The 25,018-nt window shown below is 66.7% G+C and carries 23 protein-coding genes; 12 read left to right on the plus strand and 11 right to left on the minus strand.

Annotation, left to right across the window (positions count from 1 at the left end; translation table 11 throughout):
• Positions 1-18: 18 nt before the first annotated feature.
• From AC1GI4_RS18085 to AC1GI4_RS18095, 3 genes are all read right to left on the minus strand, one after another.
• A complete protein-coding gene (locus tag AC1GI4_RS18085; protein ID WP_170172215.1) occupies positions 19-2,160 on the minus strand; it encodes a ParB/RepB/Spo0J family partition protein in 2,142 nt (713 codons plus the stop codon).
• Positions 2,161-2,225: 65 nt separating this feature from the next.
• Entirely contained in the window at positions 2,226-6,446 is a 4,221-nt protein-coding gene (locus AC1GI4_RS18090) for a strawberry notch-like NTP hydrolase domain-containing protein (RefSeq protein ID WP_479630523.1), read from the minus strand.
• Positions 6,447-6,481: 35 nt separating this feature from the next.
• On the minus strand, positions 6,482-7,348 hold the full coding sequence (locus AC1GI4_RS18095; protein WP_170172226.1) for a DUF7146 domain-containing protein: 867 nt from the start codon (positions 7,346-7,348) through the stop codon (positions 6,482-6,484).
• A 389-nt stretch (positions 7,349-7,737) separates the two neighbouring features.
• Here AC1GI4_RS18095 and AC1GI4_RS18100 point away from each other — a divergent pair, with 389 nt between their 5' ends.
• The gene (locus AC1GI4_RS18100; protein ID WP_170172227.1) at positions 7,738-8,421 is read left to right on the plus strand and encodes a ParA family protein; all 684 of its coding nucleotides are present in this window, start codon (positions 7,738-7,740) and stop codon (positions 8,419-8,421) included.
• Positions 8,418-8,744 carry a hypothetical protein gene (locus AC1GI4_RS18105; protein ID WP_479630524.1) on the plus strand — a complete coding sequence of 109 codons (327 nt, stop codon included), beginning with the start codon at positions 8,418-8,420 and terminating at the stop codon, positions 8,742-8,744. Before AC1GI4_RS18100 ends, AC1GI4_RS18105 begins: the two co-directional genes overlap by 4 nt.
• Here the strand turns inward: AC1GI4_RS18105 and AC1GI4_RS18110 are convergent.
• The 3 genes from AC1GI4_RS18110 to AC1GI4_RS18120 all read right to left on the minus strand — a co-directional run bounded on the left by AC1GI4_RS18110 (position 8,741) and on the right by AC1GI4_RS18120 (position 9,822).
• Positions 8,741-8,956, minus strand: a complete 216-nt coding sequence (locus AC1GI4_RS18110) for a hypothetical protein (RefSeq protein WP_454277698.1) — start codon at positions 8,954-8,956, stop codon at positions 8,741-8,743. The two genes, AC1GI4_RS18105 and AC1GI4_RS18110, sit on opposite strands and share 4 nt — an antisense overlap.
• 142 nt (positions 8,957-9,098) lie before the next feature.
• Complete coding sequence (locus tag AC1GI4_RS18115) at positions 9,099-9,503, minus strand: hypothetical protein (RefSeq protein WP_170172230.1); 405 nt, start codon at positions 9,501-9,503, stop codon at positions 9,099-9,101.
• Between the two features lie 64 nt (positions 9,504-9,567).
• Complete coding sequence (locus AC1GI4_RS18120) at positions 9,568-9,822, minus strand: hypothetical protein (protein ID WP_170172231.1); 255 nt, start codon at positions 9,820-9,822, stop codon at positions 9,568-9,570.
• A gap of 218 nt (positions 9,823-10,040) precedes the next feature.
• Between AC1GI4_RS18120 and AC1GI4_RS18125 the strand changes: the two genes are divergently transcribed.
• A complete protein-coding gene (locus AC1GI4_RS18125) occupies positions 10,041-10,322 on the plus strand; it encodes a hypothetical protein (protein ID WP_338124155.1) in 282 nt (93 codons plus the stop codon).
• 4 nt (positions 10,323-10,326) lie between these two features.
• On the opposite strand, the gene AC1GI4_RS18130 is transcribed toward AC1GI4_RS18125, so the two are convergent.
• The gene (locus AC1GI4_RS18130) at positions 10,327-11,622 is read right to left on the minus strand and encodes a hypothetical protein (RefSeq protein WP_170172232.1); all 1,296 of its coding nucleotides are present in this window, start codon (positions 11,620-11,622) and stop codon (positions 10,327-10,329) included.
• Here AC1GI4_RS18130 and AC1GI4_RS18135 point away from each other — a divergent pair.
• Positions 11,612-12,733 carry a lytic transglycosylase domain-containing protein gene (locus tag AC1GI4_RS18135; RefSeq protein WP_240955067.1) on the plus strand — a complete coding sequence of 374 codons (1,122 nt, stop codon included), beginning with the start codon at positions 11,612-11,614 and terminating at the stop codon, positions 12,731-12,733. The genes AC1GI4_RS18130 and AC1GI4_RS18135 overlap by 11 nt on opposite strands.
• A gap of 2 nt (positions 12,734-12,735) precedes the next feature.
• On the opposite strand, the gene AC1GI4_RS18140 is transcribed toward AC1GI4_RS18135, so the two are convergent.
• The 4 genes from AC1GI4_RS18140 to AC1GI4_RS18155 all read right to left on the minus strand — a co-directional run bounded on the left by AC1GI4_RS18140 (position 12,736) and on the right by AC1GI4_RS18155 (position 16,804).
• Positions 12,736-13,629: a replication initiator protein A gene (locus tag AC1GI4_RS18140; RefSeq protein WP_170172233.1), complete on the minus strand. Its 894-nt coding sequence runs from the start codon at positions 13,627-13,629 to the stop codon at positions 12,736-12,738.
• 355 nt (positions 13,630-13,984) lie between these two features.
• A complete protein-coding gene (repC, locus tag AC1GI4_RS18145; RefSeq protein ID WP_278434522.1) occupies positions 13,985-15,223 on the minus strand; it encodes a plasmid replication protein RepC in 1,239 nt (412 codons plus the stop codon).
• A 458-nt stretch (positions 15,224-15,681) separates the two neighbouring features.
• Positions 15,682-16,227, minus strand: a complete 546-nt coding sequence (locus AC1GI4_RS18150; RefSeq protein ID WP_479630525.1) for an XRE family transcriptional regulator — start codon at positions 16,225-16,227, stop codon at positions 15,682-15,684.
• 109 nt (positions 16,228-16,336) lie between these two features.
• Complete coding sequence (locus tag AC1GI4_RS18155; protein ID WP_240955068.1) at positions 16,337-16,804, minus strand: hypothetical protein; 468 nt, start codon at positions 16,802-16,804, stop codon at positions 16,337-16,339.
• 341 nt (positions 16,805-17,145) lie between these two features.
• Between AC1GI4_RS18155 and AC1GI4_RS18160 the strand changes: the two genes are divergently transcribed.
• From AC1GI4_RS18160 to traC, 8 genes are all read left to right on the plus strand, one after another.
• The gene (locus AC1GI4_RS18160) at positions 17,146-17,466 is read left to right on the plus strand and encodes a TrbC/VirB2 family protein (RefSeq protein ID WP_170172235.1); all 321 of its coding nucleotides are present in this window, start codon (positions 17,146-17,148) and stop codon (positions 17,464-17,466) included.
• Positions 17,467-17,527: 61 nt separating this feature from the next.
• Positions 17,528-17,818 (plus strand): type IV conjugative transfer system protein TraL, encoded by a 291-nt coding sequence (traL, locus tag AC1GI4_RS18165; RefSeq protein ID WP_064311467.1) that lies wholly within the window; start codon positions 17,528-17,530, stop codon positions 17,816-17,818.
• 1 nt (position 17,819) lies between these two features.
• Complete coding sequence (locus AC1GI4_RS18170; RefSeq protein ID WP_170172236.1) at positions 17,820-18,386, plus strand: type IV conjugative transfer system protein TraE; 567 nt, start codon at positions 17,820-17,822, stop codon at positions 18,384-18,386.
• The gene (locus AC1GI4_RS18175) at positions 18,383-19,186 is read left to right on the plus strand and encodes a type-F conjugative transfer system secretin TraK (protein ID WP_170172237.1); all 804 of its coding nucleotides are present in this window, start codon (positions 18,383-18,385) and stop codon (positions 19,184-19,186) included. Before AC1GI4_RS18170 ends, AC1GI4_RS18175 begins: the two co-directional genes overlap by 4 nt.
• Positions 19,187-19,189: 3 nt before the next feature.
• The gene (locus tag AC1GI4_RS18180; RefSeq protein ID WP_454264929.1) at positions 19,190-20,518 is read left to right on the plus strand and encodes a TraB/VirB10 family protein; all 1,329 of its coding nucleotides are present in this window, start codon (positions 19,190-19,192) and stop codon (positions 20,516-20,518) included.
• Positions 20,505-21,383 (plus strand): DsbC family protein, encoded by an 879-nt coding sequence (locus AC1GI4_RS18185; protein ID WP_170172239.1) that lies wholly within the window; start codon positions 20,505-20,507, stop codon positions 21,381-21,383. The genes AC1GI4_RS18180 and AC1GI4_RS18185 overlap by 14 nt, the downstream gene beginning before the upstream one ends.
• Entirely contained in the window at positions 21,380-22,420 is a 1,041-nt protein-coding gene (locus tag AC1GI4_RS18190; protein WP_170172240.1) for a TraV family lipoprotein, read from the plus strand. The genes AC1GI4_RS18185 and AC1GI4_RS18190 overlap by 4 nt, the downstream gene beginning before the upstream one ends.
• Position 22,421: 1 nt before the next feature.
• Complete coding sequence (gene traC / locus AC1GI4_RS18195) at positions 22,422-25,013, plus strand: type IV secretion system protein TraC (RefSeq protein WP_479630526.1); 2,592 nt, start codon at positions 22,422-22,424, stop codon at positions 25,011-25,013.
• Positions 25,014-25,018 lie beyond the last annotated feature (5 nt).

A 25,018-nucleotide genomic window follows, 5' to 3' on the forward strand; every position in this document is an offset into this window, starting at 1 on the left:
GAGGAGGTAGGAGGGTCGTCAGGCCGCTGCGGCGGTCTCGCCCTCGAGCAGGTCCTCGCCGTCGCCGGCGTCGGGCGTGTCAGAGCGCTCGGCGGTTTCGAGCGGTACGCTCTCGCCGTCGGCGTCGTCGCCGGCACCGGACTGGTCGAGGTCCTCGTCATCGGCGATGGAGAGGGTGTCGTCCGTCGCATCGTCGAGGAAGCGCATCGTCGCCGGCACCCAGGCGAGCGCCGCCTCCTTCACGTCGGCCTCCACCAGCGCCTCGCCGGCGAACAGCTTGTGGCACGACGCCGAGATGTCGGGCTTCTTCGAGGCGGCGTACCGACCCGAGAGCGCGGGACCGCCGACGTCGTGCAGGAGGGTGAGCAGCGAGCCCTTAGGCACCCGGTCGAAGAAGTTCTGCGACGTGGGCCGCCACCAGGCTGCGACATCGACCTCCATGATCGAGGCGAGCCGGTTCTGGAGCGGGTTCTGCGATGGGCCGGAGAAGCCGTCCTTCGCCTCCAGCGAGACCGCGACCACATAGGCGAGCCACGCCGCCTTGCTGTCGTCGTCGAGCTCGCGGAAGGCCTCGAACCGCTCGACCGCGGTTGCGTGGCCCATCCAGTCGCTGACCAGCCCGTCGTGGCACTCGGCCAGATACTCGCGCGCGCGGGTCGACGGCATCTCGCCCACCGACGGGTCCATCGGCCCGCGGGCGCGGACGGTGGTGCCGTAGTAGGTCGAGCCGTTGTTGCGCGCGTCGATCATCACGAAGATCGCGTAATCGAGCGCGAGTCCCGGATGCTGGACGAGGTTCGCGGCGAGCACGTCGCGGCGCTGCACCGCAAGCTCGTCCTGGAGGCGGGCGGTCAGCGGCTTCCCGCCCGGGGCGATGGTCTCGGGACGGGGTGCCGGGTCGCTGCCGACAGCGCCGCTCCCGCCGGTGACGGTCGCCGTGGGATCGCCTCCTCCGGCGCCGCCTGCCTCCCCGTCGGGCGCGACGTTGCCGTCGGCGCCGAGCCGGATCGGCTTCTCGCTGTAGTAGGTGGTGTCGAGCATCATCTCGCCGCGCTGGCTGAGGGTCAGGAAGGCGCCGACCAGCGGCCGCAGCTCGTCGGTGAGGATGCTCGGGCGACTGTTGAGCGTGTTGCGCTCCTCGTCGAGGCGGTCGAACTCAGCATCCAGCTCGGCATAGGCCTCCTGCGTGATGTCCTCGTCCTCCATCTCGGACTGGATCGCCTCGAGGCGGTCCTCGATCTCGGTGACGCGCGCGTCTTCCTCCTCCGTCATGGGGACGGTCGGGAGGATCACCCGATACAGGCCAGAAGCGGCATTGTAGGTGTGGTGCGTCGCGATCGGACGGATCCAGGCCAGGCCGGTCTCCTCGCCGATGCGGGTCGCCTCGGCCTCCAGCTTCGCCGCGGCGAGGCGTTCGGCGATCTCGGGGTCGACCCAGCGGTCGCCGTCCTCGGAGAACAGGTCCGCGACGATCTTGCCGCCCGCTGCGAGATAGGCGGCGTCACCGACGAGCAGCGCGACCGGATCGGTCGCCTTCATCGTCTGGTGGACGATCGCGCGCCGGATCGTGTCGGCGTTCACGTAGCTGTGGCCGCTGTAGCTGTTCCAGACGAGCAGCTGCTTGTCCTGGCTGTCGGTCGAGGCGTAGGCCTTCGCGATCTCCAGGCTGATCTCCCCGGCCGCGAGGGCGTCGAAGATCGGCTGCGCGAGCGTGGCGAGCCGGAGACGGCCCTCGATGAAGCGGCGGGTCTGTCCGAACCGCTTGGCGACCGCGTCGATGTCGCCGTCGACCCCGAGGAAGTGCTGGAACGCGCGGCACTCCTCCGCCGGCGTCAGCTTGAGCTGGTGGAAGTTCGCCGCGAGGGAGGTCTCGCTGAGCGCCGCGACATCGGCCTTCACGACGAGGACCGGAACGTCGTACTCCTCCGGGTTGATGGCGCCGCTCTCGGCGAGCATCGACAGCGCGCGCCAACGGCGGCCGCCATCGAATACCTCGAACATGCCGCGGGGCTTGGTGACGGGGGTGACGAGGAGGTTCTGGAGAACGCCGCGCGCGCCGATGTCGGCCGCCATCTCGGGGATGCGCAGCTGGTCATCGGAAACGGTACGGACGTTGATCGGCGAAAGCCGGAGCTTCGCCAGCTTGACGGTCTGAAACATTGGGGCAACTCCTTCTGGCATCCGGTCCATCCCGGACACCCTCCTCGACCCCCCTCCCCTTTCCCTCAGGCGTCCTTGAGCACCGCGGAGAGGACGTCGGCCGCCCGGTCGACGGGCACGAAGACGCGCGTGCGGTACTGGATGATCTCGGTGAAGCAGCCCTGCGCCTTGAGCCATGCGATCTGCTCGGCCGGGGCGCCGCTGATCTCGACGCGAGGCTTGCCGTTCACGATCGCGCGCTTGACCGTCATCGGGAACGGGCGGGTGAGGTCGACGCTTCTCCCACCCAGGACGGACCCGGCGATGTCGGCGGGCGGCATGTTGTCCGCCTTGTCGATCCCGAGCTTGGTGAAGAGCGAGACGACGTGGGAGTCGAAGACGAGGCGTCCGAGCCAGGAATTGCCCTCGCCGTCGACGATTCGGTTCACGACGAGGTGATCGGAGGGGAGCGAGGACCAGATCGGCAGGAGAAGTCCGGTCGCGAGCCGGATCGTCTCGGTGTCGACCGTGTCGAGCGCCTCCGCAACCTCGGCAGTCCATAGGTCCACCAGCTCGTCATGGCTGATCGGCTCCCATGCGGATTCGAACAGGTCCTCCTCCCGGAAATACTCCTTTCGGGTTGGGCGGAGCAGTTCGACACGGGGTATCGGTGCGCCATCCTCGCTCATTCCGGCACGGGCACGGGTCTGGACGGCGACCCTTCCCGACTTGGCGTTCTTCATCGGGATCGCCGTCGCGTCCGTCTCGACGATGCGGAGGATCCGCTCGAGCGTCACCGGGTTCCGGCGTCGCTCGATCTCGATCGTCAGGAGGTGGGACGTGGCCCCGCTCACCGGGTCGGTGCGGAGCAGCGTGTCGTCGCGGACCGTCGCCCGGTCGACCATGATCGTCTCCACGCCGACATCGAGCGTGCCGGCATCCCGCGCAGCGGCGATGCGCGTCTCCACGAGCGCCAGGAACTCGTCGAAGATGCGGTTCTGCAGGTCGATCGGCAGCGCGAGGAGGCGGTTCAACCAGCGCTGTATCGGAGGCAGTTCCTCCTTCAGCACGCCATCCTGGTCGCAGAGCTCGAGGCCGGTGCGATCCTGGAACTCGCCGAGCGTGGTGCTGGTCAGCTTGCCCGCGTGGAGCAGGTGGAACCAGCTGATGAGCGCGGCGCAGGCGTACTCGCTTTCGAGGTTGTCGGCCGGGTCGAACAGGTTCTGCCCGCCTGTCTGCCGCTGGCCGCGGGTCAGCGCGCCGAGGCTGTCGAGGCGGCGGGCGATGGTGCTGGTGAAGCGCAGCTCGCCCTTGCAGTCGGTCGTGACGGGCCGGAACAGCGGCGAGCAGGCCTGATGCGTGCGGTGGGTGCGCCCGAGGCCCTGAATGGCCCGGTCGGCGCGCCAGCCCGGCTCCAGCAGGAGGTGGACGCGCTGCTGCTGGTTCTTGGCATCGAGCGAGGCGTGGTAGGACCGGCCGGTGCCACCCGCGTCCGAGAAGACGATGACGCGCTTGCGCCCTTCCATGAACGCCGATGCCTCGACCTGGCTGGTCCGCGTCGAGCGCGACTCGAGCTTCTGGCCGCCATCGCCGCGGCTGACGAGGCGCTTGGTGCGGCCCGTGATCTCGGCGACGTTGTCGTGCCCGAAATGCTCCAGCATGGCGTCCAGCGCCGACATGATCGGGGGCAACGCGCAGAGGTGCTCGATCAGGCGCTCGCGCGCCGCTTCGGCCTCCGGGTTGTAGACCGCGTTGCCGTCGTCATCGACCATCGGCATCGAGCGCGCGGTGCCGGTGTTGTCGGTGAAGACCTTCATCTGCCGGGTCGGGAAAGCCCGCTGCAGGTAGTCGATGACGTATTCCCGCGGCGAGAGGTCGATCTCCAGGTCCGCGCGCTCGTCGGGGCTGAGTTCGCCGAGACGCCGGTTGAGGATCGATTCCGCGGTGGTGACGAGCTGGAGCACGACGGACTTGTCATCGGCTAGGTGTTCCTCGACCGCGGCGATGACGGTGGGCAGCTTCAGGCTTAGAAGTACCTGGCCGAAGAAGCGCTGCTTGGTCGACTCAAACCGCGAGCGTGCCGAAGCCTTCGCCCCGCTGTTGAGCGTCGCGTTCTCGAGCGCGTCGACGACGCCGGTGAGCTCGAGCGCCTGCTCCATGTTGCGGTGGATGATCCCCCACGCATCGGCATAGGTGTCGTAGATCTTGATCTGGTCGGGGGTGAGCGCGTGCTTCAGGATGTCGTACTCGACACCGGCGAAGCTGAGCGCGCGCGCCATGTAGAGGCCGGTCGCCTTGAGGTCGCGCGCGACCAGCTCCATCGCCGCGATCCCGCCCTTGCGGATGCCGCTGATGAACTGCTCGCGGTCGGCGAAGGCGGTCTCCGGCCCCCAGAGCCCGAGCCGCACGGCGTAGGCGAGGTTGTTCACGTCGCTGGCCCCGGTCGCCGATGCGTACAGCACGCGGGCGCCTGGCAGGTGGTTCTGGAGGAGCACTCCGCAGATCCCCTGCTGCGACCCCTTCTTGGCGCCCAGCGCGCCCTCCCCGCCGGCGACGCCGCCCATCTCGTGCGCCTCGTCGAACGCGATCACGCCGTCGAAGTCCTCGCGCGCCCAGTCGATGAGCTGCTTCAGGCGGGTGTGGTCGCTCCTCGCAGATCGGAGCGCCGGATAGGTCACGAAGATGACGCCCTGGTCGAGCTTGACCACGTCGTCGATCTTCCAGTTGGTGAGGGGCTGGATGTCGGCCGACATGCCGCCCAATGCGATCCAGTCGCGCCGCGCGTCCTCCAGCAGCGGCTCGTTCTTGGTGATCCAGATGTGCCGGCGCCGGCCTTGGAGCCAGTTGTCGAGGATGCAGGCGGCGATCTGCCGCCCCTTGCCCGCGCCCGTGCCGTCACCCAGGAAGAAGCCCTTCCGGTACTCGCAGCCGTCGTCGGCAAGCTCGAGCCCGACGCCTTCCTTGCTGGGGCGGAATTTGCCCGGCAGCATCTGGGTCCAGGCGTCGCCCGCGTAGACGACGGTTTCGAGCTGCGAGGCGGACAGAAGCCGATCGGCGACGGTGCGCTCGGGCAAGCGCGGGACATGGTGGGGGACCGGCGCCGGGATCGATCCCATCGCGACGGACTCGACCAGCGCCGTCGGATGCTCTCCGGCGGTTGTGAACACGAGGCGGCTCGGACGGTACGGGAGATAGACGCCGGTCTGCTCGAGGATCGGCGCGGGGGTGTCCAGCGGCGTGAACTCGACGGGCAGGACCTCGTTGCGGGTCGGAGCGTGGAACGCGCGGGGCTCGGCCGGGCGGGTGCTCTTCACGGCCCGGAACAAGGTCGTGGTCCCGGTCTTGCGGACAGGCGGAGCCGGGACGTCCATCTTCGGCTTGAGCCGGTCGACGATCGTGAGGACGTCCAGGAACTCAGCGACGGAGGATCTCTGGATCGTGGATGGCACACTGGTCCCGGGCGCCTTGTCGATGACGTAGAGGCGCACGGCGATCGACGTGCCGTGCTTGGCGTAGCACTTCTCGAGGCGGAGGGAGGTCCGCACTGCCACGTCGCGCAGCGTCGCCTCGTAGAGATCGCGGAGGCGAGCGCTCGGGCCGAACCAGTCGGGCATGATCGCCACGAGGCGACCGCCCGTCCGGAGCCGGCGCAACGCCGCCTGCAGATGTCGCACGGCCGCGAGATCGTCGGCCCCGCGGCCGAGCGATCGGGAGAACGGCGGGTTCATCAGCACCAGTGTCGGGCGTTCGGATGCCGCCATCAGCGAAGTGATCGCCGCGCCGTCGTGCCCCGAAATCTGGGCACCGGGGAAGCTGTGGGCGAGCCGGGCGCGTCGGGCGGGGTCGAGCTCGTTCAGCTGTAGGGTAACGTCCTGGCGCAGCTGGGCCAGGAGGAGGCCGTTGCCGGCGCTGGGTTCCAGCACGACGTCGCCGGGCTGTGCATGGGCGAGGAGGACGGCGAGCGCGGCGATGTCTGCCGGCGTCGAGAACTGCTGCCATTCGAGCTGTTCTTCGCTTCTGACCGTCTGGGTCGGCAGGCTCGCCATCAGCCGGATCGGAGCGACGACGTCGGCGAATGCTTGGAGCTCATAGGGCCGTGTCCGCAGGTGGAGCGCGAGGGCGTGCTCCAGCACCTCGAAGCTCTCGCGCTGGGTCCAGCGGCCCTGCGCGTCGCTGCCGCCATAGGCCTCCGTCATCGCGGCGTTGAGAACGGCGCGGGTGATCGTCTCACCCGACCGGAATCGATCCTGCAGCAGGAGCGCGGCGCATCGGTCGGCGTTCGCTGCCGTCGAGAAAAGGTCGGTCATGGGGGTCTCCTGGATCGGCCGCCCAATCGGCAGCATCACCCACTCGACCCCCCTCCCCTTTCCCGTTCGCGTTCGAGAGCGACCGCCCAGTCCTTGATGCGCCCGGGTGGTGGCGCACGCCGGATGGCCAGGTCGGGACGTGCGTAATGCGCCTCAGCGCGGTCAGCCGCACCCTTGCCCTCGAGATCGTTGTCCTCGGCGATCAGGAGCGTCGACACGCCGGGAGGCAAGCGGAGCTGATCGAGGCGACGCGCGCCAAGGCTCGCCCAGCACGGCACGCCATGGATGGTGGTGAAAGCCGCCGCGGTCTCGAAGCCTTCGGCGATCGCTATGGTGTCGCCGGTCAGCGGGCGCCCTTGCCAGGCCCCCTGCCCCGGCTGGCCGAGCATCACCTTGCAGTCGTAGCGGCCTGTAGCGGGGTCGATGAAGATCCGCTGGAGGGCGACAAGGCGTCTGACCTCACGGACCCCGACCAGCAGTGCCGGCCGGAAGACGGTGTGCGGCTTGGGGCCGAGCGGGCATCGCGGGTGGAAGCGGAGATCGGCCGGACCCAGGTCGATATGTCGACCGATCAGGTAACGCTCGGCAAGCGTACCCTCCACTGGCCCCGCTTGATCCCAGAGCCGTTCGACGTTTTCGGTGCCGCGGCTAAGGTTCGCCTTCGGCGGCTCGAACCTTCGGGTGACGGGGACGCGCCTCAGCTCGCGCAGCACGTCTTCGGCATCACAGCCAGCGAAGCAGGTCACGAGAATGCCCCAATCGCCCTGTCGGAGGGATAGGCTCGGTGTCTTGTCGCAATGCGCGGGACACCGGCACGAGGCGACATAGCCGTGCCATGTACCACCGAGCGCGCCCACGATGTCGGCAAGTTCTTGGCTGGGTTTCAAGGCGGTATAGGGCATCCTGTCAGTTCCTTCGCAAGTCTGCACCCCCTCCCCTTCTCCCGGTCAAGTCCGGTAGCATTTGGTACCATAGGCATTCCGGGGCATCGCATTGGCATGCCAAGACCCGCACGTCATGCCGCCGAAGGCGTCGGCAACTAATGGCCGGCGTAGCAGTGGCTACCAAGGCGGGGCGATGTGTAGCGCTCTAGTGCCGGGGAATGTGTGGCACTGTATACGCCGTTCTAGGCTAGCCCCCGCGTGGCAACCAGGCGCAGCGCGGGCGTGGCATTGCGTCGCCGGGCGGTGTCTGGCATAGCAGGGCGATTGCGGGCGGTTGGTGCGCCCCGCAAGCAGGGCGGGGCGATGTTGTCGCCAGCGTACCGCAGCGATGGTTAGGAAGGCTTGCGATGCCAGTTATCACTTTTGCGAGCCCGAAGGGCGGGGTGGGGAAGAGCACGTCGGCGTTGGTGCTTGCCAGCGGGCTGAGCGTTGCTGGTGCGTCCGTCACGGTGATCGACGGTGATCCCAATCGGACGCTGGAGACGTGGGCGCGAGAGACGCGCGAACCCGGATTTGTGTGCCGCACGCTGCCCACGGACGACGTGGTGATCGACGAGATCGAGGACGCGGCTGCGGCCAGTCAATTCGTCATCGTCGACCTGGAAGGAACCGCAAACCGGGCCATGTCCCATGCGATCTCGCGCACGGACCTGGTGATCATCCCACTGCAGGCGTCGCCGGTCGACGCGCGTCAGGCAAGCAAGGCCATCAAGCTGGTGGTGGGCGAGGGGAGGGCGATGCGCCGCGAGATCCCCTACAGGATGCTATTTACTCGGGTGAACCCAGCGATCGCGACCCGGGACGAGAAGGAGATCCGGTCGCAATTCAAGGAAGCCGGTATTCCGACGTTCGAGACGGCGCTCAACGATCGCGCTGGCTTCCGTGCGATGTTCACGCACTACACTTCGCTCTGGAACCTCGGGGATGGTCAAGCGGCGGGGCTCGAGAAAGCCCGCACCAACGCATCGGCCTTTGTTCAGGAGGTCGTGACCGAGATTAGGCGGCAGCAAACCGTGGAGCAGACGGCATGAGCAGTGGGATCAACCTTGGCCTTGATGATCTCTCGGACATCAAGCCCACGGCACGGCCGGAGCGCAGTCGGTCGGAGCAGCGCCGGGAGGTGGCTGCGATCGACGACGTGGGTCGGGAGCATGGGTTCACCAAGCCCGCCGCGCCCGCAGGACCGCCCCGCCGGCAGAAGTCGGCTTATGCGGGCGAGCAGCTTCACCAGATTAGCGTCAAAGGCCCTGTGAGCGTCATGGGGCGGTTCGTTGAATATTGCGACCGAGAGCGACTGCCGTACTGGCAGGCCATCGAGAAGCTGATGGACCAGGCGGAGAGGGCAGGGGACTAGGCTCCCGGCAATGTCGCGACCACCTCTCCGATCAGGTAGAAGGAGTCGGGCAGCAGGAAGAAAGCCTCGACGCGGGCGTTGTCGCCGGCGGGAGCCTCAGTGCCGATGAGCCTCGACCATCGCTGGTCGATGTATCGAAGCAACGCGGTCCATGCGGCATCGTGATCGGCGTGTATCGACAGCTCGTCCGTTTCGCCGGCAAGGCTGATCATCAAGGGGTGAAGCGGCATAAGCGAGCTCCTGCGAGCTGCGCCTGGACTGGAGTCCCGGCAGGGGAGGGGCAGGGGGCGCGGGACGTAGATCTCGAATGCCCGCCTTTCCCGACCCTTCTCACCTTGTCGGATCGTTCCGCGCTCAGCGCAGGAGAACCGCCGCGACCTGCGAATAGTAATGAGGATGTATCCGGTCCCGTGTTTCGAACCGAGCCAGGTCAAGCGTCTCGTCGCCGAACCGCGCGGCGACAGAACTGACAGTATAGGCCTGCGGCCGGGCATAGGGCAGAAGCCAGATGACCCGGCGAAAGCACACGGTTGAGCGGATCTTCGCCAGTTTGCCGGCGAGAGCGGCGCCAGCCGGATCGTTGGAGCCCATTGCGAGGATGCAGGTCCCGTAATCCTTGCCGGTCTTGCGCCATGCGAGGATCTGCGCCGCTGTGGCGCGCTCCCCGGCTTGCACGTCGCACTGCCGAGCATAGCGATGGTTGATCGCTTGGGCCGCGCCCACGCCGGTACTGTCCCCCAGGATGAGGCACTCGAACATTGCTGGCTCCCGCTCACGGGACCTTACGACGTCTGGATATAGCAGGGGAAGGGGCGATCGGCGGTCAGGCCAAGGCGTTTTGCAGCTCGGAAACGTCGGCGTCGATGATCGCGTAGAGATCGTCCGCGTCGTTGCGGAAGAATTGGTCGGCGCGCGCCTCCGGCTCGATTGGGGAGGGGGTGCGGCCAAACCGCGCTTCCCAGCGTCGGTCGACGAATTCCATCAGCTGCCGCCATGCCTGCGCTTGCGTGGCATGGAGCGTGACCTTGCGCACGCCCTCGTAAATGATGACCAGGACGACGACGCCGGGATGCATCACCAGCCCGTGTCCGGGGCCTGGCCGCGACGCGTCGACCGCAACCCCGAATGGCTAGACATGCAGGGTCGGTTAGCGATCATTGGCTTGTGGTGTGGCGGGAACTTGCGTCACTTTCGTTGCGTGGGAGGGTTAAGTGAATCCTCACCAGCCTGTTGTAAACAGATAGGGTCGGTCCGGAACCGGCCAAGGGTCGGCGACATTATTGCACCGGGGCGGTGATGAGGCTGATCATGGCGCACCTGACCCAAGTCGAGTTGATCAACTGGATCTCACTCTACACGGCGACCGGCCTGTGCTGTGCCATCGCGATGGTCCTGTCGGTGTCGGTCGCCGGCGTCCGCCTCTATCGCGAGCAGTCCTGGCAGGAGGTCCGCACCCTTCGCGGCGCTCTGCTCTTCCTGCCGAAGACCTGGTGGCGCTGGCAGAAGCTCTACCTCTTGTCGACGCCGGTGACACTGGCGATCGTCGTCTCGTTCGGAATGAGTCTGACCTGGAGCTGAGCCGTCAGATGTCGAGCGCGCCGGCGATCTGATCGCAAACCCGCTCGCCTTCGATGTCGCTCGGCTGGATGGTCAGCAGGGGACCGAGAAGGCGCATCCGGGGGTGCGTTGTCGCCTTGGTGGCAAGATAGTCCTCGTCGCTGAACCCCATGGCCTCCACGACGAGCTGCTTGATCTCGCCCGTGACGCGCGAGCGCGCCTCAAGGAGGAAGTCCGGCCTGCAGGCGCCGTGGGTCGTGAGCCGATCGAACACGGGCTTCTCGATCGCGAGGTCGACCCCGGCCCTGTCCAGTTGCCGTCGCACCTTGAAGAGCTCGCGCAGCACCGATCGCTCGAACTGGGAGTCGACCGGGATGAAGCGCTGCCCGGACAAGATCGGCTGGGCGTAGGCGCGCAGCGGCGCGTAGCCGTGAGCCTCGGGATATTCGCCGGCGACGATCATCACCAGGAACGGACCCTTGATGAGATTGCCGCGCACGGAGGGAGACTGGACCCGGTTCGCGACGTGGATAGGCTCAGCTCCGGGGACGTCGACGACGTGGCCGCGGACGTGGGGCGAGAACAGCACCATGAAACCCTGCGGTGCGTGGCCGCTCGGCCAGCTCTTCGCGAGCTGCCGCAGCATCGCATAGGCGCGCCGGCTGTGGAGGGCGTTGGCGTGTGTCCAGAACGCTCGGCCGAGTTGGATGCCGGGGGCGATCTCGATCTTGGCGGCGGCTCGGCCGAGGGCCTCGAACTCGCGTTTGATGGAGGCCGGCTCGGGTTCCTGCTGCTCGGGCGGCACCCGGTTGGTGCCGGCAGCATCGATCAGGCGCCATAGGAGCCGCGCCAGACGTGGAACCGACGCATGGCGGGTCCGATCGTCGCTGGCGTCCTCCTCGGGCCTCTGGGCGAGCTTCTCCGGGGCAGGGCGCAGCACTTCGAAGAAGCCGGCCGGGGGGTCGGCCGGGGTCTCGCGCGAGCGGATCTCGGTGATGCGATGCGTCACCTGGTCGCGGAAGAAGGGGCACTCCTCGCGGTGTTCCGGACGCTTGGTGCTGGTGAGGCGCCGTAGATAGTAGGTTTCCGCCTCCGAGAGGAACGCCGGCGTCAGGATCGGCGGGGCCTCCTCGGCCGCCAGGCAGTCGCAGGCGATCCATTTCGCTCCGATGCGCGCGTTCTGGACGAGGGTGATGCCGGCTTCCTCGTCACCGCGGGATCCTTCGCCGACGTACCAGCGCACCAAAGCCTCCCGCAGGGGTGGGGGGAGGGGGATGCGACGTCCTCCGACGCCGTTCGTGTCGCGGTCGATGAGCCACATTTCGATCGATCCAACGGCTCGGTTTGAGACCAGTCTCACCCAGGTCGGGGGGATTGACAACCAAGAATCCGTCGATCTCACTCATCAGGAACGGGGTCGGGAGGACCAGATGCGAGCGTTTTTTCTTGCCGGAGCGGCACTGATTTCGATGATGGCGACCGTCGCGGCGGCGGGGGCGCAGCCCGCCCGATCCGTCCGGACTGTCCAGCTGATCAGCATGACGGGCGCGCCCTCGCCGGCACCGGAGGAGGCCCCGGATCGGTCGTCCCAACCGGCGCCGGCCGCTGCCCCCGCAGCCTTGCCGCCCGAGGCCGCGGCGCTCCCCGAGGCGTTCCGGGTCCACGACCTCAGCCGGCAGTGGGTCGCCTACCAGATGGCGAGCAGCCTCGCGTCGCAACCGGCGGTTGGAGGGGCAGGGTCGAGCGCGATCGGGAGCGAGGATCCCTTCGCTCCGGTCGGGGTGGCCCAGCCTGGCGTCCCGGCCTACGCCTCCGCGGTAAGCGTCGCGCCCGTCTCGGGCATTTCGGTGCCCTTGTGGATGCGTGGCGGCCAGGTCTTCGCCGCGGCGGCCAATTCCTATGTACCGGGATGCGTTCCGACCGACTACCGGCCGAGCGGGCTACTGCGCCCCGATGGCGAGCTCCGACGCCTCGGCTACTTCGCGATGATGTCGAACATTGCCTGTCAGTACGGCCTCCCGGTCGGCCTGTTCGACGCGATGATCATCCGGGAAAGCCGCTACAACGCCTCGATCTACTCGCCGAAGAACGCGTTCGGCTTGACGCAGCTGATGCCCGACACGGCCGCTGGTCTCGGCGTCAACCGCTACGATGTGGAGCAGAACCTCAGGGGTGGCGCGCGCTACCTGCGCCAGCAGCTCGACAAGTTCGGCCAGTATCACCTGGCGCTCGCCGCGTACAATGCGGGGCCGGGGAGGGTGAAGAACGGCCGTGTGCCGCGCATCGTCGAGACGCAGGACTATGTCTCTAATATCCTGTTGAACTGGTCGCGGCTGACGGGGCTCTCGCGTGTGGCGACGATCCAGTCACCCGGGAGTGCAGCGCCGGTCCCGCCCACCTTCTCGCGCGCGGCGATGGTGTCGTCCTTCTAAGGTCAGGCGATCGCTTCGAGGGTCTGCTGGACGTAGGGGCATTCGGCTTTCGGGGGCCGTTCGGAGAAGGTGACGATCGTCTCGTTGGCGCGCGCGCGGACGCGGTTCCCGTCGATCTCGTCGCGCATGGCGATGCTGTAGTGGGGCAGGGTATCAGACTGCTGAATGTCGCTGATGTGCTGCTTGAAGCGGCGTAGCGCGCTCCTGCTGCCGACCGTCTTGAGAAGCGATTCCAGGTCGACCTCGAACGGACCTTCGTCGCAGTGCGAGCGCGCGATCTCGTACAGCCGCCGCTCGATCAGGCCGAGCTTGAAATATTCGTGGTGGTACGAATACATCGACACGTCGCGCTCGATCGCGCGAAACAGGAAGTCGCAGAGGCGGATCTTCACCGCCTGGAGCCGCTCATACCCCTCGGGCATGTCGTTGTAGATGACCTGGGCATTCTCCACCCAGGAGAACCATCCACGATGGCCGGCGCCGCCCGTCTTGAGGTTGGTCTGGATCTGGGTGCCCTGGAGGCGGGACATGGCATCCGTGAAGCGCGCATAGTCTCGCTTGCCCGGGTTGGGCGTGCCGGTCGCGCGGAAGAAGTCATGCGCCGTGAAGGTGATCTCCTGCGAGAGCGCCATTCCCCGCGCTTTCTGCTCGAAGATGATCGAGGCGACGTAGAGGATGATCTCCTTGTCGTACATCGTGGCGATGCCGCCCTCGCCGGCTCGGATCGTGATCGACACGTTGCCGATCTTGTGTTCGATGATCCCGGTCTGGGGCTTCTTCTCCAGTGCGAAGAACGGGAAGTCCATGACGCTCCGGTCGCCATGAATGTCCCCCCGCAGCGGGCAGTCCAGCGCCAGCAGGCCTTGTACCTCGGTATTGGTCCGCTTTCTCGCCATCGCGTGGGGTCTCCTTGACTCGCATTCATGTTAACGCGTCGGACACTGGCAGGCCACCGGGCAGAGCCGCTTCGCACCTAAAAGCACTAGGAATCGTCGATGGATGCGCCGCGAGCTGGCAATCGCACCCGAAATCCGGCCTGGTCTAGGTGTAGCGCCTGTCGATCGCACCCGAAAACTCGCCCTTACGCTAGAAAACATCGTGCTTTTGGGTGCGTAAGCCCCACCGCTTGCCCTTGAACCGCGATTTCCTCGTGCCTTTGGGTGCGATTGCTCGTGCTTTTAGGTGCGTTCCGCCCCTGAGCTGCCGGTCGCGGCGTCCGCATCGTGCTTTTGGGTGCATAGACCGGCGGGCTCAGCAGTCGGCTGCCCGCGCTTCGCGCATGCCGTGGAACGTCTTGCCGAGGTTGAGTTCGCCAGCTGCCGCCTTTGCGGTCATGCCGCGCAGATAGGCACCGGGGGAGCGGACCTCGCCGCTGACCGACTTAGCAACGGTCGCGATCACGGCCGCCGCGGCGCCGCGCTGACCCATCAACCGGCAGGCCTCGCGCCAAGCGTGCGGGCCGATCGCGTACTGGCCTGTCAAACCCTCGGCGATGCTCACCAGTCGACCCCATGCCCGCGGTCCTGGATCAAGGTCCCAGATCAGCTCGGGCGCGGCCTTAGCGACGAACTTCGCGTCGACGCCGTGGCGCTCGAGATCGGCTTCGACGTTGCTCTGCGGGGCGAGAAGGGCGATGTCCCAACCCTCACTACTCTTTCTTGCAAAGCCTCTACCCGTAACTGCGTGAGCAGTTTTAAGTTGGGTTGTAGTTGTAGAGTGGACGAACTGAGGTTCGCCCTTGGGTGAACTATCAACAGGACAATCGACAGCACTTTCAACGTCGGAACCAGGGCTTAGCGCCTCGAGAGCCGCATCGACCTTCGCCTGAAAGGTATCGACGCGCGCCGTCACCTGGGCAAGGCAGCGGATCAGGGCATCGAGATCGCGGCTTCCCTTCACATGGTCTAGCGCCATGCGGACGAGTTCGACCTCGCGCGCTGCATCCACGTCGCCGATTTCGGCATCCAGAACCGCGTTGGCGAGCGTGCGGGTGCGGCGCCGCGCTGCCGACAGCGCGCGCTTCAAACGATCGATCTCGCGATCCTCGGCGTAGCCTTTGGCGGCGATTGCATCGAACTCGGCCGCGCGCGTGCCAAGCGGTCGCAGGTCGAAGCCATAGCCCCACAGTATGTCACCGGCGGCGTTGCGTTTGCCGCCCCGATGCCCGTTGGGGCTGTCGTGCGGGACCATCAGGCCGAACTCGATCGCCGCCCGGATCGTCTTCTGCACCTGGCGAACAGAGACGCCGAGCTTGCGCGAAAGCGTCTCGTTGCGGGGCCAGACGAGCGGCACCCGTCCGGGCAGCCAGTCCTGCGGCTTGGAGTGGGGGATGAGGGCGTCCATGAGCGCCAGCACAGCCGGGGAAATCCCGATGTACGGAGCGGCGCATTTGAGCTTCCCGAGCAGGCGCGCCGGCGAGACCTTCTCCTGCCCGACATAGCCCTTGGCGAGCCGATCCACGACAGCGTTGAACTGGTTGTAGCGGCGCATGCCGCCCGACCGCTTCGGCACATGACTTCCCATTCGTCACTCCCTGGGGGGAGTGCCGTTCGGACGAACGAAGGCGTGGCGCGAATCGCGCTTCGGCCTTGTCTGTTCAAGGGAGGTCAGCTAGAACCGGGTTTGCAGACAGGTTTAGCGACCACCCGAAAAGCCCGGCCTAGCGCCGGGTTTTTCATGTCCTCACGACATCTCCGTTCCGCACGTTGGTCCCTGAGCGATCGGCGCGGTGCGGGCGCGTCGACGCTCACCCCGCCTGATTCGCCGCTATCGTCGAATCCGCCGGGGCCGTGGGACCAGTGTTAACGGTCGTTAAATGCTGAGCGAGCGCGATTATTAGTGCTTTTGAGGACGTTTCCCCGGACGCACGAACTATTTCCAGTGCTTTTAGGGCCGCGCGTTAGTGCTTTTAGGTGCAGTGCAGGTCCAAAAAAAAAGCCACTAGGCAGTTAGAACATCGTGGCCTTGCCCGATTCGAGGTCTGATCGTCGCTGCAGGACCATGCTGATTTCGGCGACCATCTTCTTGATCACCGCCGACTGGAAATAGGTGCCCCATTCCTTGTGGACCTCGGTGCCGTCCAGTCCCTCCAGCTCGCGCAGAGCTTCGACGATACGATGGGGCAGGCCGTTGAACAGAGTGCTGAGCATCGAGACGAGGGTCGCGAACCGTTCGTCGCCCATCAGCTCGAGGTCGCGGGCCATCTCGACGCTGATGATCGCGTGCATGACGTCGATGTTGAGCGCGCGAAGAATTGACTGGAACTCGGGCAGCGTCATGGCCGAGCGCTTGGTGGGATCGCGGTGGAGGATCGTACCCAGGCGGCTCTTCTTGATGTTCACCTTGAGGGCCATTTGGCGAATGCCAAGGTCCTGGGTCTCCATGGCCCGCATGATGAGCGGCACGTAGTCCGGTTCGTCAAGTGACGCGAAATCCCTCTCGCGCTGGGTGGCGATCGTAAGCGACTCCGATTCTATCACAGCTGCGGACTGCACGGCTTTTGGCCCCCCCGAAGACCAGTTCGGACTCAGCCAGAAAACCAAACTCTTAGGAAGTTGGCAACCCTAAGTTACAACCCGTTCGGACGAATCCCCCGCCGGCTAACTACTTGAGACGCACGACGTTATCGGTTTTCTCCAAGCCGTCGCTCGGCCTGTCGCACGACTGGCTCGCCTCATCGACACCGAGCTTGGAGAGGAGCTTTGCGGCGCTCTGATCGACGACGAAATCGAACAGCAGCATCGAGATCGCGTCGCCTACCGTCAGGCTCGATCCGAGTTCCTTGGCGAGGCGCTTCTTCGCCTCGATCAGGTTGTCGGCGCTCGTTTTCGTGATGTGGAGGTGGATGCGGATCGGCCCCTTGGTTGGGATCTTGCTGAGGTGCTGGCGCAGGGTCTCGACGTCGTGCTGAGCGATCGCCTCGGCGGCCCCGGGACCGGCGAGCTGGTTCACCATGCTGGTCAGGCTGTGGTAGCGCTTGGTCTCGTTGGACAGGAGCCGCAGGCTCTCCGTGGTCAGGCGGAACAGGTACTCCGATACGTCGAGCGAATATCCGCGAGTGTCCCCGGTCATTCCTGCACGTCCCTAGCCTCGATCCCGCTTCCTCCCGGCTAAGCCGAACATCGCTGAGATGTGATGAACGCGCCCTATACGACTCAGAGGTCGCACGTCGATTCTACTCTTTTGAGAGCCGTCCGCCAATCGGGACACCTGTCCATCCTCACGGACGCCTGCCCGCGAGGGCGGACGCTGGTCCGCCCTCGCGGACATTTCCGCAGCCTAAAACGGCGGAACCCACAAATATGTTTGTCGGGGCAGATTGTTCCGACCGCATCGGATTGTTCGCCGAATCCATCTCGGCTCACCTTTCCTTGGGCGCGGACGAGCCGCGTCTCCATCGAAGGGAACTCAACATGCAGTTCGTGCTGAAAAAGAGCGGCCACATGGAGATGGCGGTTTTCGCCCTCGCCGTGCTGGCGTTCGCGCTCTTCTATTTCGCCGGTCCGGCCTTCGCCGGTGCCGACACGACGTTCGACACCGCTTTGACGAAGTTCACGGACTTCCTCGAGGGTTCGGGCGGCAAGGTCATCACCGTGCTGTCGCTCGCGGGCGGCATCGTGGCGCTGGCCTCGGGCCGCTTCTCCATGGGCCAGATCGCGATCCCGGTCGGCGTCGGTGTCGGCGCCGGCACCGGCATTCCGATCGTCACCTCGACGGTGACGGCGACGATCTGACGCAACCGTTCGGGCCGGTCGGGGTGGCAGCTCCGGCCGCGCTCGCGGGGAGGGTGGCGCAATGGCTGCAGACAAGTACGCGATCCCATCTCATCTCGACGACCCTGAGCTGATCGGGCTGTGGACGTTGGATGAGTTCCTGGCGATGGTTCTGCCATTCGTCTGGGGGATCATGACCCAGCACATCGTCATCGGCATCATCGCGGCGTTCGCGGGCTGGTGGGGATTGAAGAAAGCAAAAGCTGGTCGTGCCGCGTCTTGGCTGCTTCACTTGGCCTATTGGCATCTGCCGGCCGGTTTCACCGGCCTGAGAGCCACGCCGCCCTCATACCTTCGATTGATGGCGGGGTAACATGGATCTCTCGTACAGCCACGCGCAGAACCAGCGCGTCCTCAAGCAGCGCAACCTCCTGGTGGTTGTCGCGGCCGCGCTCGCCGGGCTGGCGGCGCTCCTCCTTACCCTCGGCATCTCGCGCGACCGCGAGGTCGTGCTGCAACCAGTGTTGCAGTCGCCGGTGACGGTCAGCAGCGCAGGTGTCTCGCGCCAGTATCTCGAGATGATCACGCGCGACGTCGTCGTCCTGACGCTCGATCGCAGCCCGCAGAACCTCGAATACTGGATGAACCAGGTCCTCGCGATCACCTCGCCCCGCGCGCAAGGCAAGATCAAGGGCGACCTGCTGAAGATCGTCAACGAGCAGCGCGGGTCGTCCATCGCGCAGTTCTTCACGATCCAGTCGATGGAGATCGACCCCAAGAACCTCCGCTCCGAGGTGACGGGCGAGTTGCACACCATCGTCGGCAACAAGGTGATCTCGAACGAGCGCCGCACCTTCCGGTACGACTGGGAGTACGAGGGTCTGTCTCTCCGTCTCGTCGGCTTCGGAATGGTCCGCACGGGCAAGGAGCTAGACCAATGACCGCTATTTACGCCGTCGGCAGCGCGGCGGTTGGTACCGTCCTGATGTCCCGGATCAGCTGCATCCTGAGCAGAATGATTGGCGCCTGCCTGTTCACGCTCGCGATCCTCTTCTTCGCGCAGCCCGCCTGGGCCGATCAGACGATCATGGCGGCCGACAACGCACAGGTCGACTGCCAGGCGTCCGCGAAGGACCTGACGCGCATCAGCCTCGTCGAGGACGAGTTCGCGAGCGTGTCGAAGATCTCGACCGGCAACCCGCAGGACGACTTCTCGGTCGTTAACGAGCCGGTGCGCGGCGACATCTACCTGAGCGTCCCCGAGGGCTACGGCCGGCAGGCGCTGTCGTTCTTCGGCACAACCAAGCGGGGCTACGTCTACAAGTTCATGTGCCGGATCTCGGGCGACGCGGCGGCGCAGGTGTTCGTGTCGAATCCGGCGATCGACAAGGAGAAGGCTGCGGAAGCCGCTCCGCAGCAGGTTGCGGCCGGGCCGCAGGACGCGGCGGTCGAGCTTGTGCAGGCGATGTATTCGAACAGCGTCGCCGACGGCTACGAGATGCGCCAGCGAGCGCTCAAGCCGGTCTATGTCGGCAAGCTCAAGGTCCAGATGATCGCCGAATATCGCGGTCAGGACCTGACCGGGAAGGTGCTGCGCATCGAGAATACGGGCGACGCTCCGACTGAGCTCACCGAGCGCACGGTGGCTCCCGCCAGCGCGCTCGCCGTCTCCATCGCCGAGCCCATGCTCGCCCCGGGGAAGGTCACGACGGCCTACCTCGTCTCCCAGAATGTGAGGTAAGCCATGGCCTTCACCGACATTTTCAAGCGCTCCCGCAAGCCTCTCGACGAGCCGGAAGGCGAGGGGGTCTCCCCGGTTGGCGGCGAGCTCGCCGGCAACGAGGCGGTGCGGCGCAGGCAGCGCATGCTCCTCGCCGGCGTGGCCGGCGTCGGGCTGGTCGTCTCCTCCATGTGGATCTTCAGCGGCGACGACGGGAAGAAGGTCGCCGACACCGACGGCGCGGAGAAGGTCGAGGTCTCGACCAAGGACATGGTCAACCGCAACCTGTCTCAGCAGGAGTGGATGGCGCTCTCCGAAAACCGCTTCCAGTCGACGGAAAACCAGCTGAAGTCGGTCAACGGCCAAACCGCGCGCGTGGACAACCTCGCCGCGCAGATCGAAGCGCTGAAGGGCCAGAACCAGGCGATGCAGGCGGACGGGCAGCGCGTCCTCTCGGCCTACCAAGCGGAGAACGAGCAGCTCCGCAAGCAGATCAACGATCGTCCCGCGGCCGTGGCGCCTGCCCCCGGGCCTGCCGCGATGTACGGCCCTCGGGGTCCGCAGGCCTATCAGCGGCCGGACGGGTCGGGGGCCGGGGGCGATGGCGCGGCGCCGGTCGGCCGCCCGGCCGAGGTCAAGATGGTCAGCTTCTCGACCACCGACACCGGCACCGCGTCGAAGGTCGCCAAGGGCAACACGGTCTATACCGACAGCCCGAATTACCTGCCGCCCAACAGCTTCGCGTCGGCGAAGGTGATCGTCGGCGTCGACGCCGCGGCGGGCGTCAACAGCCAGACCGATCCGCTGCCCGTCGTGCTTCGCGTCACCGGGCCGGCGCGGTCGGTGCTCCAGAACGGCAAGCTGCTGACCACCAAGATCCAGGGTTGCCTGATCAACGGTGCCGCCCGCGGGGAGCTCAGCTCGGAGAAGGTGTACGTCAAGCTGCAGAAGATGACGTGCCCGCAACCGGGCGGCCGCTACGCCGTCTCCGAGGTGAAGGGCTTCATCGCGTTCGGCGGCAAGACGGGCGTGCGCGGTCGGGTCGTGTCGCGCGAGGGCGGACTGGTGAGCCAGGCCTTCATCGCCGGCTTGGTGGGCGGCTTCGGCCGCGGCTTCTCGGCCAATGCGAACTCGCTGTTGACGCAGCCGAACGTCACCGTGAACGGCCGGCGCGAGCAGCTCGGTCTCGGCGACATCGCCCAGGGCGGGTTCGGCGAAGGCGTCTCCCAGAGCGGCGACATGGTCTCGAAATATCTTATCGAGCGCGCCGAGCAGTACCAGCCGGTCATCGAGATGCCGACCGGAATCGACGTGGAAATTGTCTTCCTGGAGGGTGTCTATGTTCGGAATTGATCGACTCCGTCGGCGCCTGCCGACCAAGGTGGCGGCGTTGCTCGTCGCCGTGCCGGTGATCGGCGCCGCGAGCATGGCCGTCGCCGGCCAGATCGCCAGCCCGAGCAGCGTTCAGGTCACGAACCTTCTCAAGACGCGTCTGCCAAAGACGCAGCTGAGCCAGGTCAACTGCGAGAAGGTGCATGGCCTCTGCGAGGTCACGGCCGGGTCGAACCTGTTCTACGTCGACGCGGGCGCGCGCTACCTGATCATCGGGCGCGTTTACGACATGGAGACGCGCCAGGACCTGACCGCGGCGCGCCTCCTCGAGATCAATCCCGACATGCTGGTCGGTGGAGCGGCAAAGGCGAACGCCGCAGCGGCCGAAGGGGACGGGGATGCGGAAGGCGCGATCGCGCCGGCGCCGGGCAAGGTCCAGAAGACCTCCGTGCCGACCCGGCCGGCTGTCCTCTCGCTCGACGGCCTCCCGAAGGACGGTGCGATCGTGTGGGGCAACCCCGCTGGCGAGACCGTCACCGTCTTCACGGATTTCCGGTGCGGCTATTGCCGCGCGCTCACCAACGTCCTGCGCGGCATGAACGTACGGGTGGTCGAGCGGCCGATCTCTGTGCTGGGCAGCCGCGACATCGCGGATCGCGTCTACTGCGCCAAGAACCGCGAAGAGGCGCTCCATGCGGCCTATGCCGGCGAGCCCTTCAAGGGCGGCGCGAGCTGCAACACCTCGGGGCTCGATGCGAACGAGGCCTTCGCCCACAAGCACGGGCTCAGCGGGACGCCGGTGATCGTGCGGGCCGACGGGGCAATGCTCGAGGGCTACCGGCCCAAGGAGTTCCTGCAGAGCTGGATCAAGGGTGGTCGCTCGTGAGCGGGCGTCGCCACGGCCGTCAGGCCGCCCTCGCCGCGGTGAGCCTCGCTGCGCTCGCCGTCCTCAACGGCTGCGCCACCCTCGGCGGCAACGTCAAGGGGAGCTTCTCGTGCCAGGCGCCGGACGGCATCTGCGCGCCTTCCTCGACGATCGACGATCGCGCGCTGGCGATGATCTCGGGCGACGCGGGCGACACGGTGATCCCGGCGGGTCCGTACCAGGCGCCCGCCCCGCAGCCCCGCGCGATGCGGACCGCGATGACGACGCCGGCGCCGATGGCGGACCGGAGCGCCGCCGCGGCGCCGCGGACGCGCGAGAAGGTCCTGCGCGTCGTCTTCCAGCCCTACATCGACGATCGCGGCAGGCTGCATGAGGCGACCGCGGTCCACACCGTCGTCCAGTCGGAATGGCAGGCGCAGGCGCTCGCCGACGCCACGCCCATCCCCGACAGGAACCCCGCGGCACGCGCGGCGGAGGTGAGCCTGGCCGACGCCGTCGATCGCGACGCGCCCGGCTATCTCGATGTCGCAGCGATCGATCCTAACCTGCCCGACCCCGCGGTGGTCGCGGCCGCGCGCGCGCGCAAGCCGGTCCCGGTCGAGGCGATCAAGGCGGACGTCCAGACCCGTCTCGGCCAGCGGGGCAGGCGGCGGGCGCCCGTGTCGGGCACGCGCACGTCGTCGCCGGTCCCCGTCGTCCGTCCGCCGGCGAGCGCGCCAGCCCCGGTCGTCGCCCGCGCTGAGCCCGCTCCCAAGCCTTTTCAGGTCGCCAGCCACGGCGGCGTGACCGTCCATCGCGGCTCGGCCCCGGCGGCGACCGGGCAGCAGGCCCCGATCGCCGCAGCGCCCAAGACCACGGTTGGGGCCGCGACGGTGGCGCGCGTGAAGGCGAGCGAGGCGTACCGCACCGCGCAGCAGCATGTCGGGGAAACGGCGCGCAGCGCTGGCGCCGCGGACCCCGCGGTCGGGCTCAAGAGCCTGGCCAGCCCGACCATTCGCGCCGCGAGCTTTCCCGCGTCGGTTCCGGAGGACAAGTGAGATGAGCGAAAAGCCCGGCTTCTTCGACAACCTGCTCTCCGGCGTCTTCGGAGACAGCAAGCGTCCCGACGCGCAGCGGCCCGACCTGGCGGTGCCCATGCTCGCGCATTGGCTGCCCTACCGCAGCTACGATCCGAAGACGGGCATCTTCTACAACTCGGCGTCCCGCGGTTTCGTGATCGAGGTGTCGCCGCTGGTCGGGGCGGACGAGCGGACAGGCGAGATCCTGACGCAGTTCCTCTCGGAAGGCATCCCGGCGCCGGGGTGCCTGCAGTTCCACGACTGGATGAGCCCGCGTATCAGCGAGCGCCTCTCGAAGTGGTATCTGCCGCGCTACTCCGCGAGCGGCGTGTACGAGCGCATGGCGAAGCACCGCGTCGACTTCCTGACCGACGGCGTCTGGAGCTCGCTCTCGGCGGACGCGCCGTTCTGCCTTCGCAACCACCGCGTAGCGATCTCCTACTCGACCCCCGAAAATTCGAGCGTGTCGAACGAGGAGATCGTGGCCGTGATGGAAGGCCTCATCTCGGTTCTCGGGTCGATCGGCGTCTCCGCGCGCAAGATGGATCCGGTCGCGCTGATCGGCTGGATCGACGACATCACGTCGCCGACCACCGCGGCCGGCGAGGACGTGGTCAACTACAACCCCCTCGATCCGATCTCCGACCAGGCGGTGCGGCGCGACATCGAGATGAAGATCGATCCCGACCGCATCCTGCTGCGCACCGAGCGGTTCCGGCCGACCGGCAAGGAGATCGACGGCGCGCCGGAAATCGGCGAGATCTATCCCGACGTCTTCGACGTCCGGTCCTTCTCGGTTCGGAACCTGCCCCAGCGCTGGGCGCCCTGGGACTGCGCGCGCCTGATCGGCGATATGTTCGCGGACAAGCTGCGCATGCCGTGCCCGGTGTCGACGAACCTGTGCCTCGACTTCCCCGACCCGCAGGCCGCGACCAACAAGGCCAGCTACAAGTTCATGCGGACGACGAGCCTCGCGGATTCGAAGTCCGCCCGCTTCCTCCCGCAGCTCCGCGATCAGTCGCAGGAGTGGAAGTTCGTCAATGACGAGATCCGGCAGGGTCGCAAGCTGGTGCGCCTGTTCTACAGCGTCACGTCCTTCTCGCCGAAGGGGAAGGGTGACTCGAACGAGCGCATCCTGAAGTCGGTGTACCGGGCAGCGGGCTGGGACCTCCTCGACGACCGCTACCTGCAGGTCATGGGGCTGCTCTGCGCCATGCCGATGACGATGGCGAACGGCCTCTCCAAGGACCTCGAGCGCATGAAGCGCATGCGGACGATGCTGAGCACGACCGCGGCCAACCTCGCGCCGATCCAGGGGGAGTATCTGGGGGGCCACACGCCGCACCTGCTGCTGATCGGTCGGCGCGGGCAACCGTTCTTCTGGAGCCCGTTCGAGAATGCCGCCGGCAACCACAACGTCGCCGTGTTCGGGAAGAGCGGCAGCGGCAAGTCGGTCGCTCTGCAGGAGCTTTGCGCCTCCCTGTGCGGCGCCGGTTCCAAGGTGGTGGTGATCGACGACGGCCGTAGCTTCGAGCACTCGGCGAAGCTCCAGGGCGGGGCCTTTGTCGAGTTCACGATGAGCTCGGGCTTCTGCCTCAACCCGTTCTCGATGATCGACGAGCGTCAGGCCGCTGAGGACGACGACTACCTCCTCGACTGCATGGCGATGCTCAAGGCCATCGTGAACCAGATGTCCCGCCACATCGACCGGCTCACCGACACAGAGCGCGGCCTGATCGACGGCGCGGTCAACCGGGTCTGGGAAGCGAAGGGGCGTAACGGCTCGATCGACGACGTGATCGCCGCGCTGAACGAGACGGGCAACGAGCTGGCGTCGCATCTCGCCATCGCGATGATGCCGTTCTCGAGCGCGGGCACCTACGGCAAGTTCTTCAAGGGCGAGGTGTCCTTTGAGCTGCAGGCGCAGCTCACGGTGTTCGAGTTGTCCGACCTGTCCTCGCGCGAGGAACTGCGCAGCGTCGTCCTGACGGCGATCATGTTCATGTCACAGCAGATGATGCGGAAGGTCGATCGCTCGATCCCCAAGGCACTGCTCCTCGACGAGGCGTGGCAGATGCTGCGGGGCGGCGCGATGGCCGACTTCATCGAGACCTATGCCCGTACCTGCCGCAAGTATGGCGCGTCGCTCGTCACCGCCACCCAGTCGCTCAACGACTATTACAAGTCGGCGGGCAGCATCGCGGCGTTGGAGAACAGCGACTGGTTCGTGATTCTCCAGCAGAAGCCGGAGACCATCGCCGACTTCAAGAAGCACGATCGCTTCGAGATGGACGACTATACGGACGCGCTCCTGCGCTCGCTCAAGCGCAACGGCTTCGAATATTCGGACATCATGATCAAGGGGCCGGAGACGCTGGCGGTCGGCCGGCTCGTTCTCGATCCCTTCTCGGCCGCGCTGTTCTCGTCGAGCCCGCGCACGTTCGCGGCGATCGAGGCGCTGGTGGCGCAAGGCCTCACGATGGACCAGGCGATCGAGCGGATCGCCTACCCCGACAACCCCGAGAAATGGGCGATGCCTGCCGATGAACCGGCCGCCATCGCGGCGGAGTGATCTTC

It is taken from the genome of Sphingomonas sp. 77B (assembly GCF_056497825.1).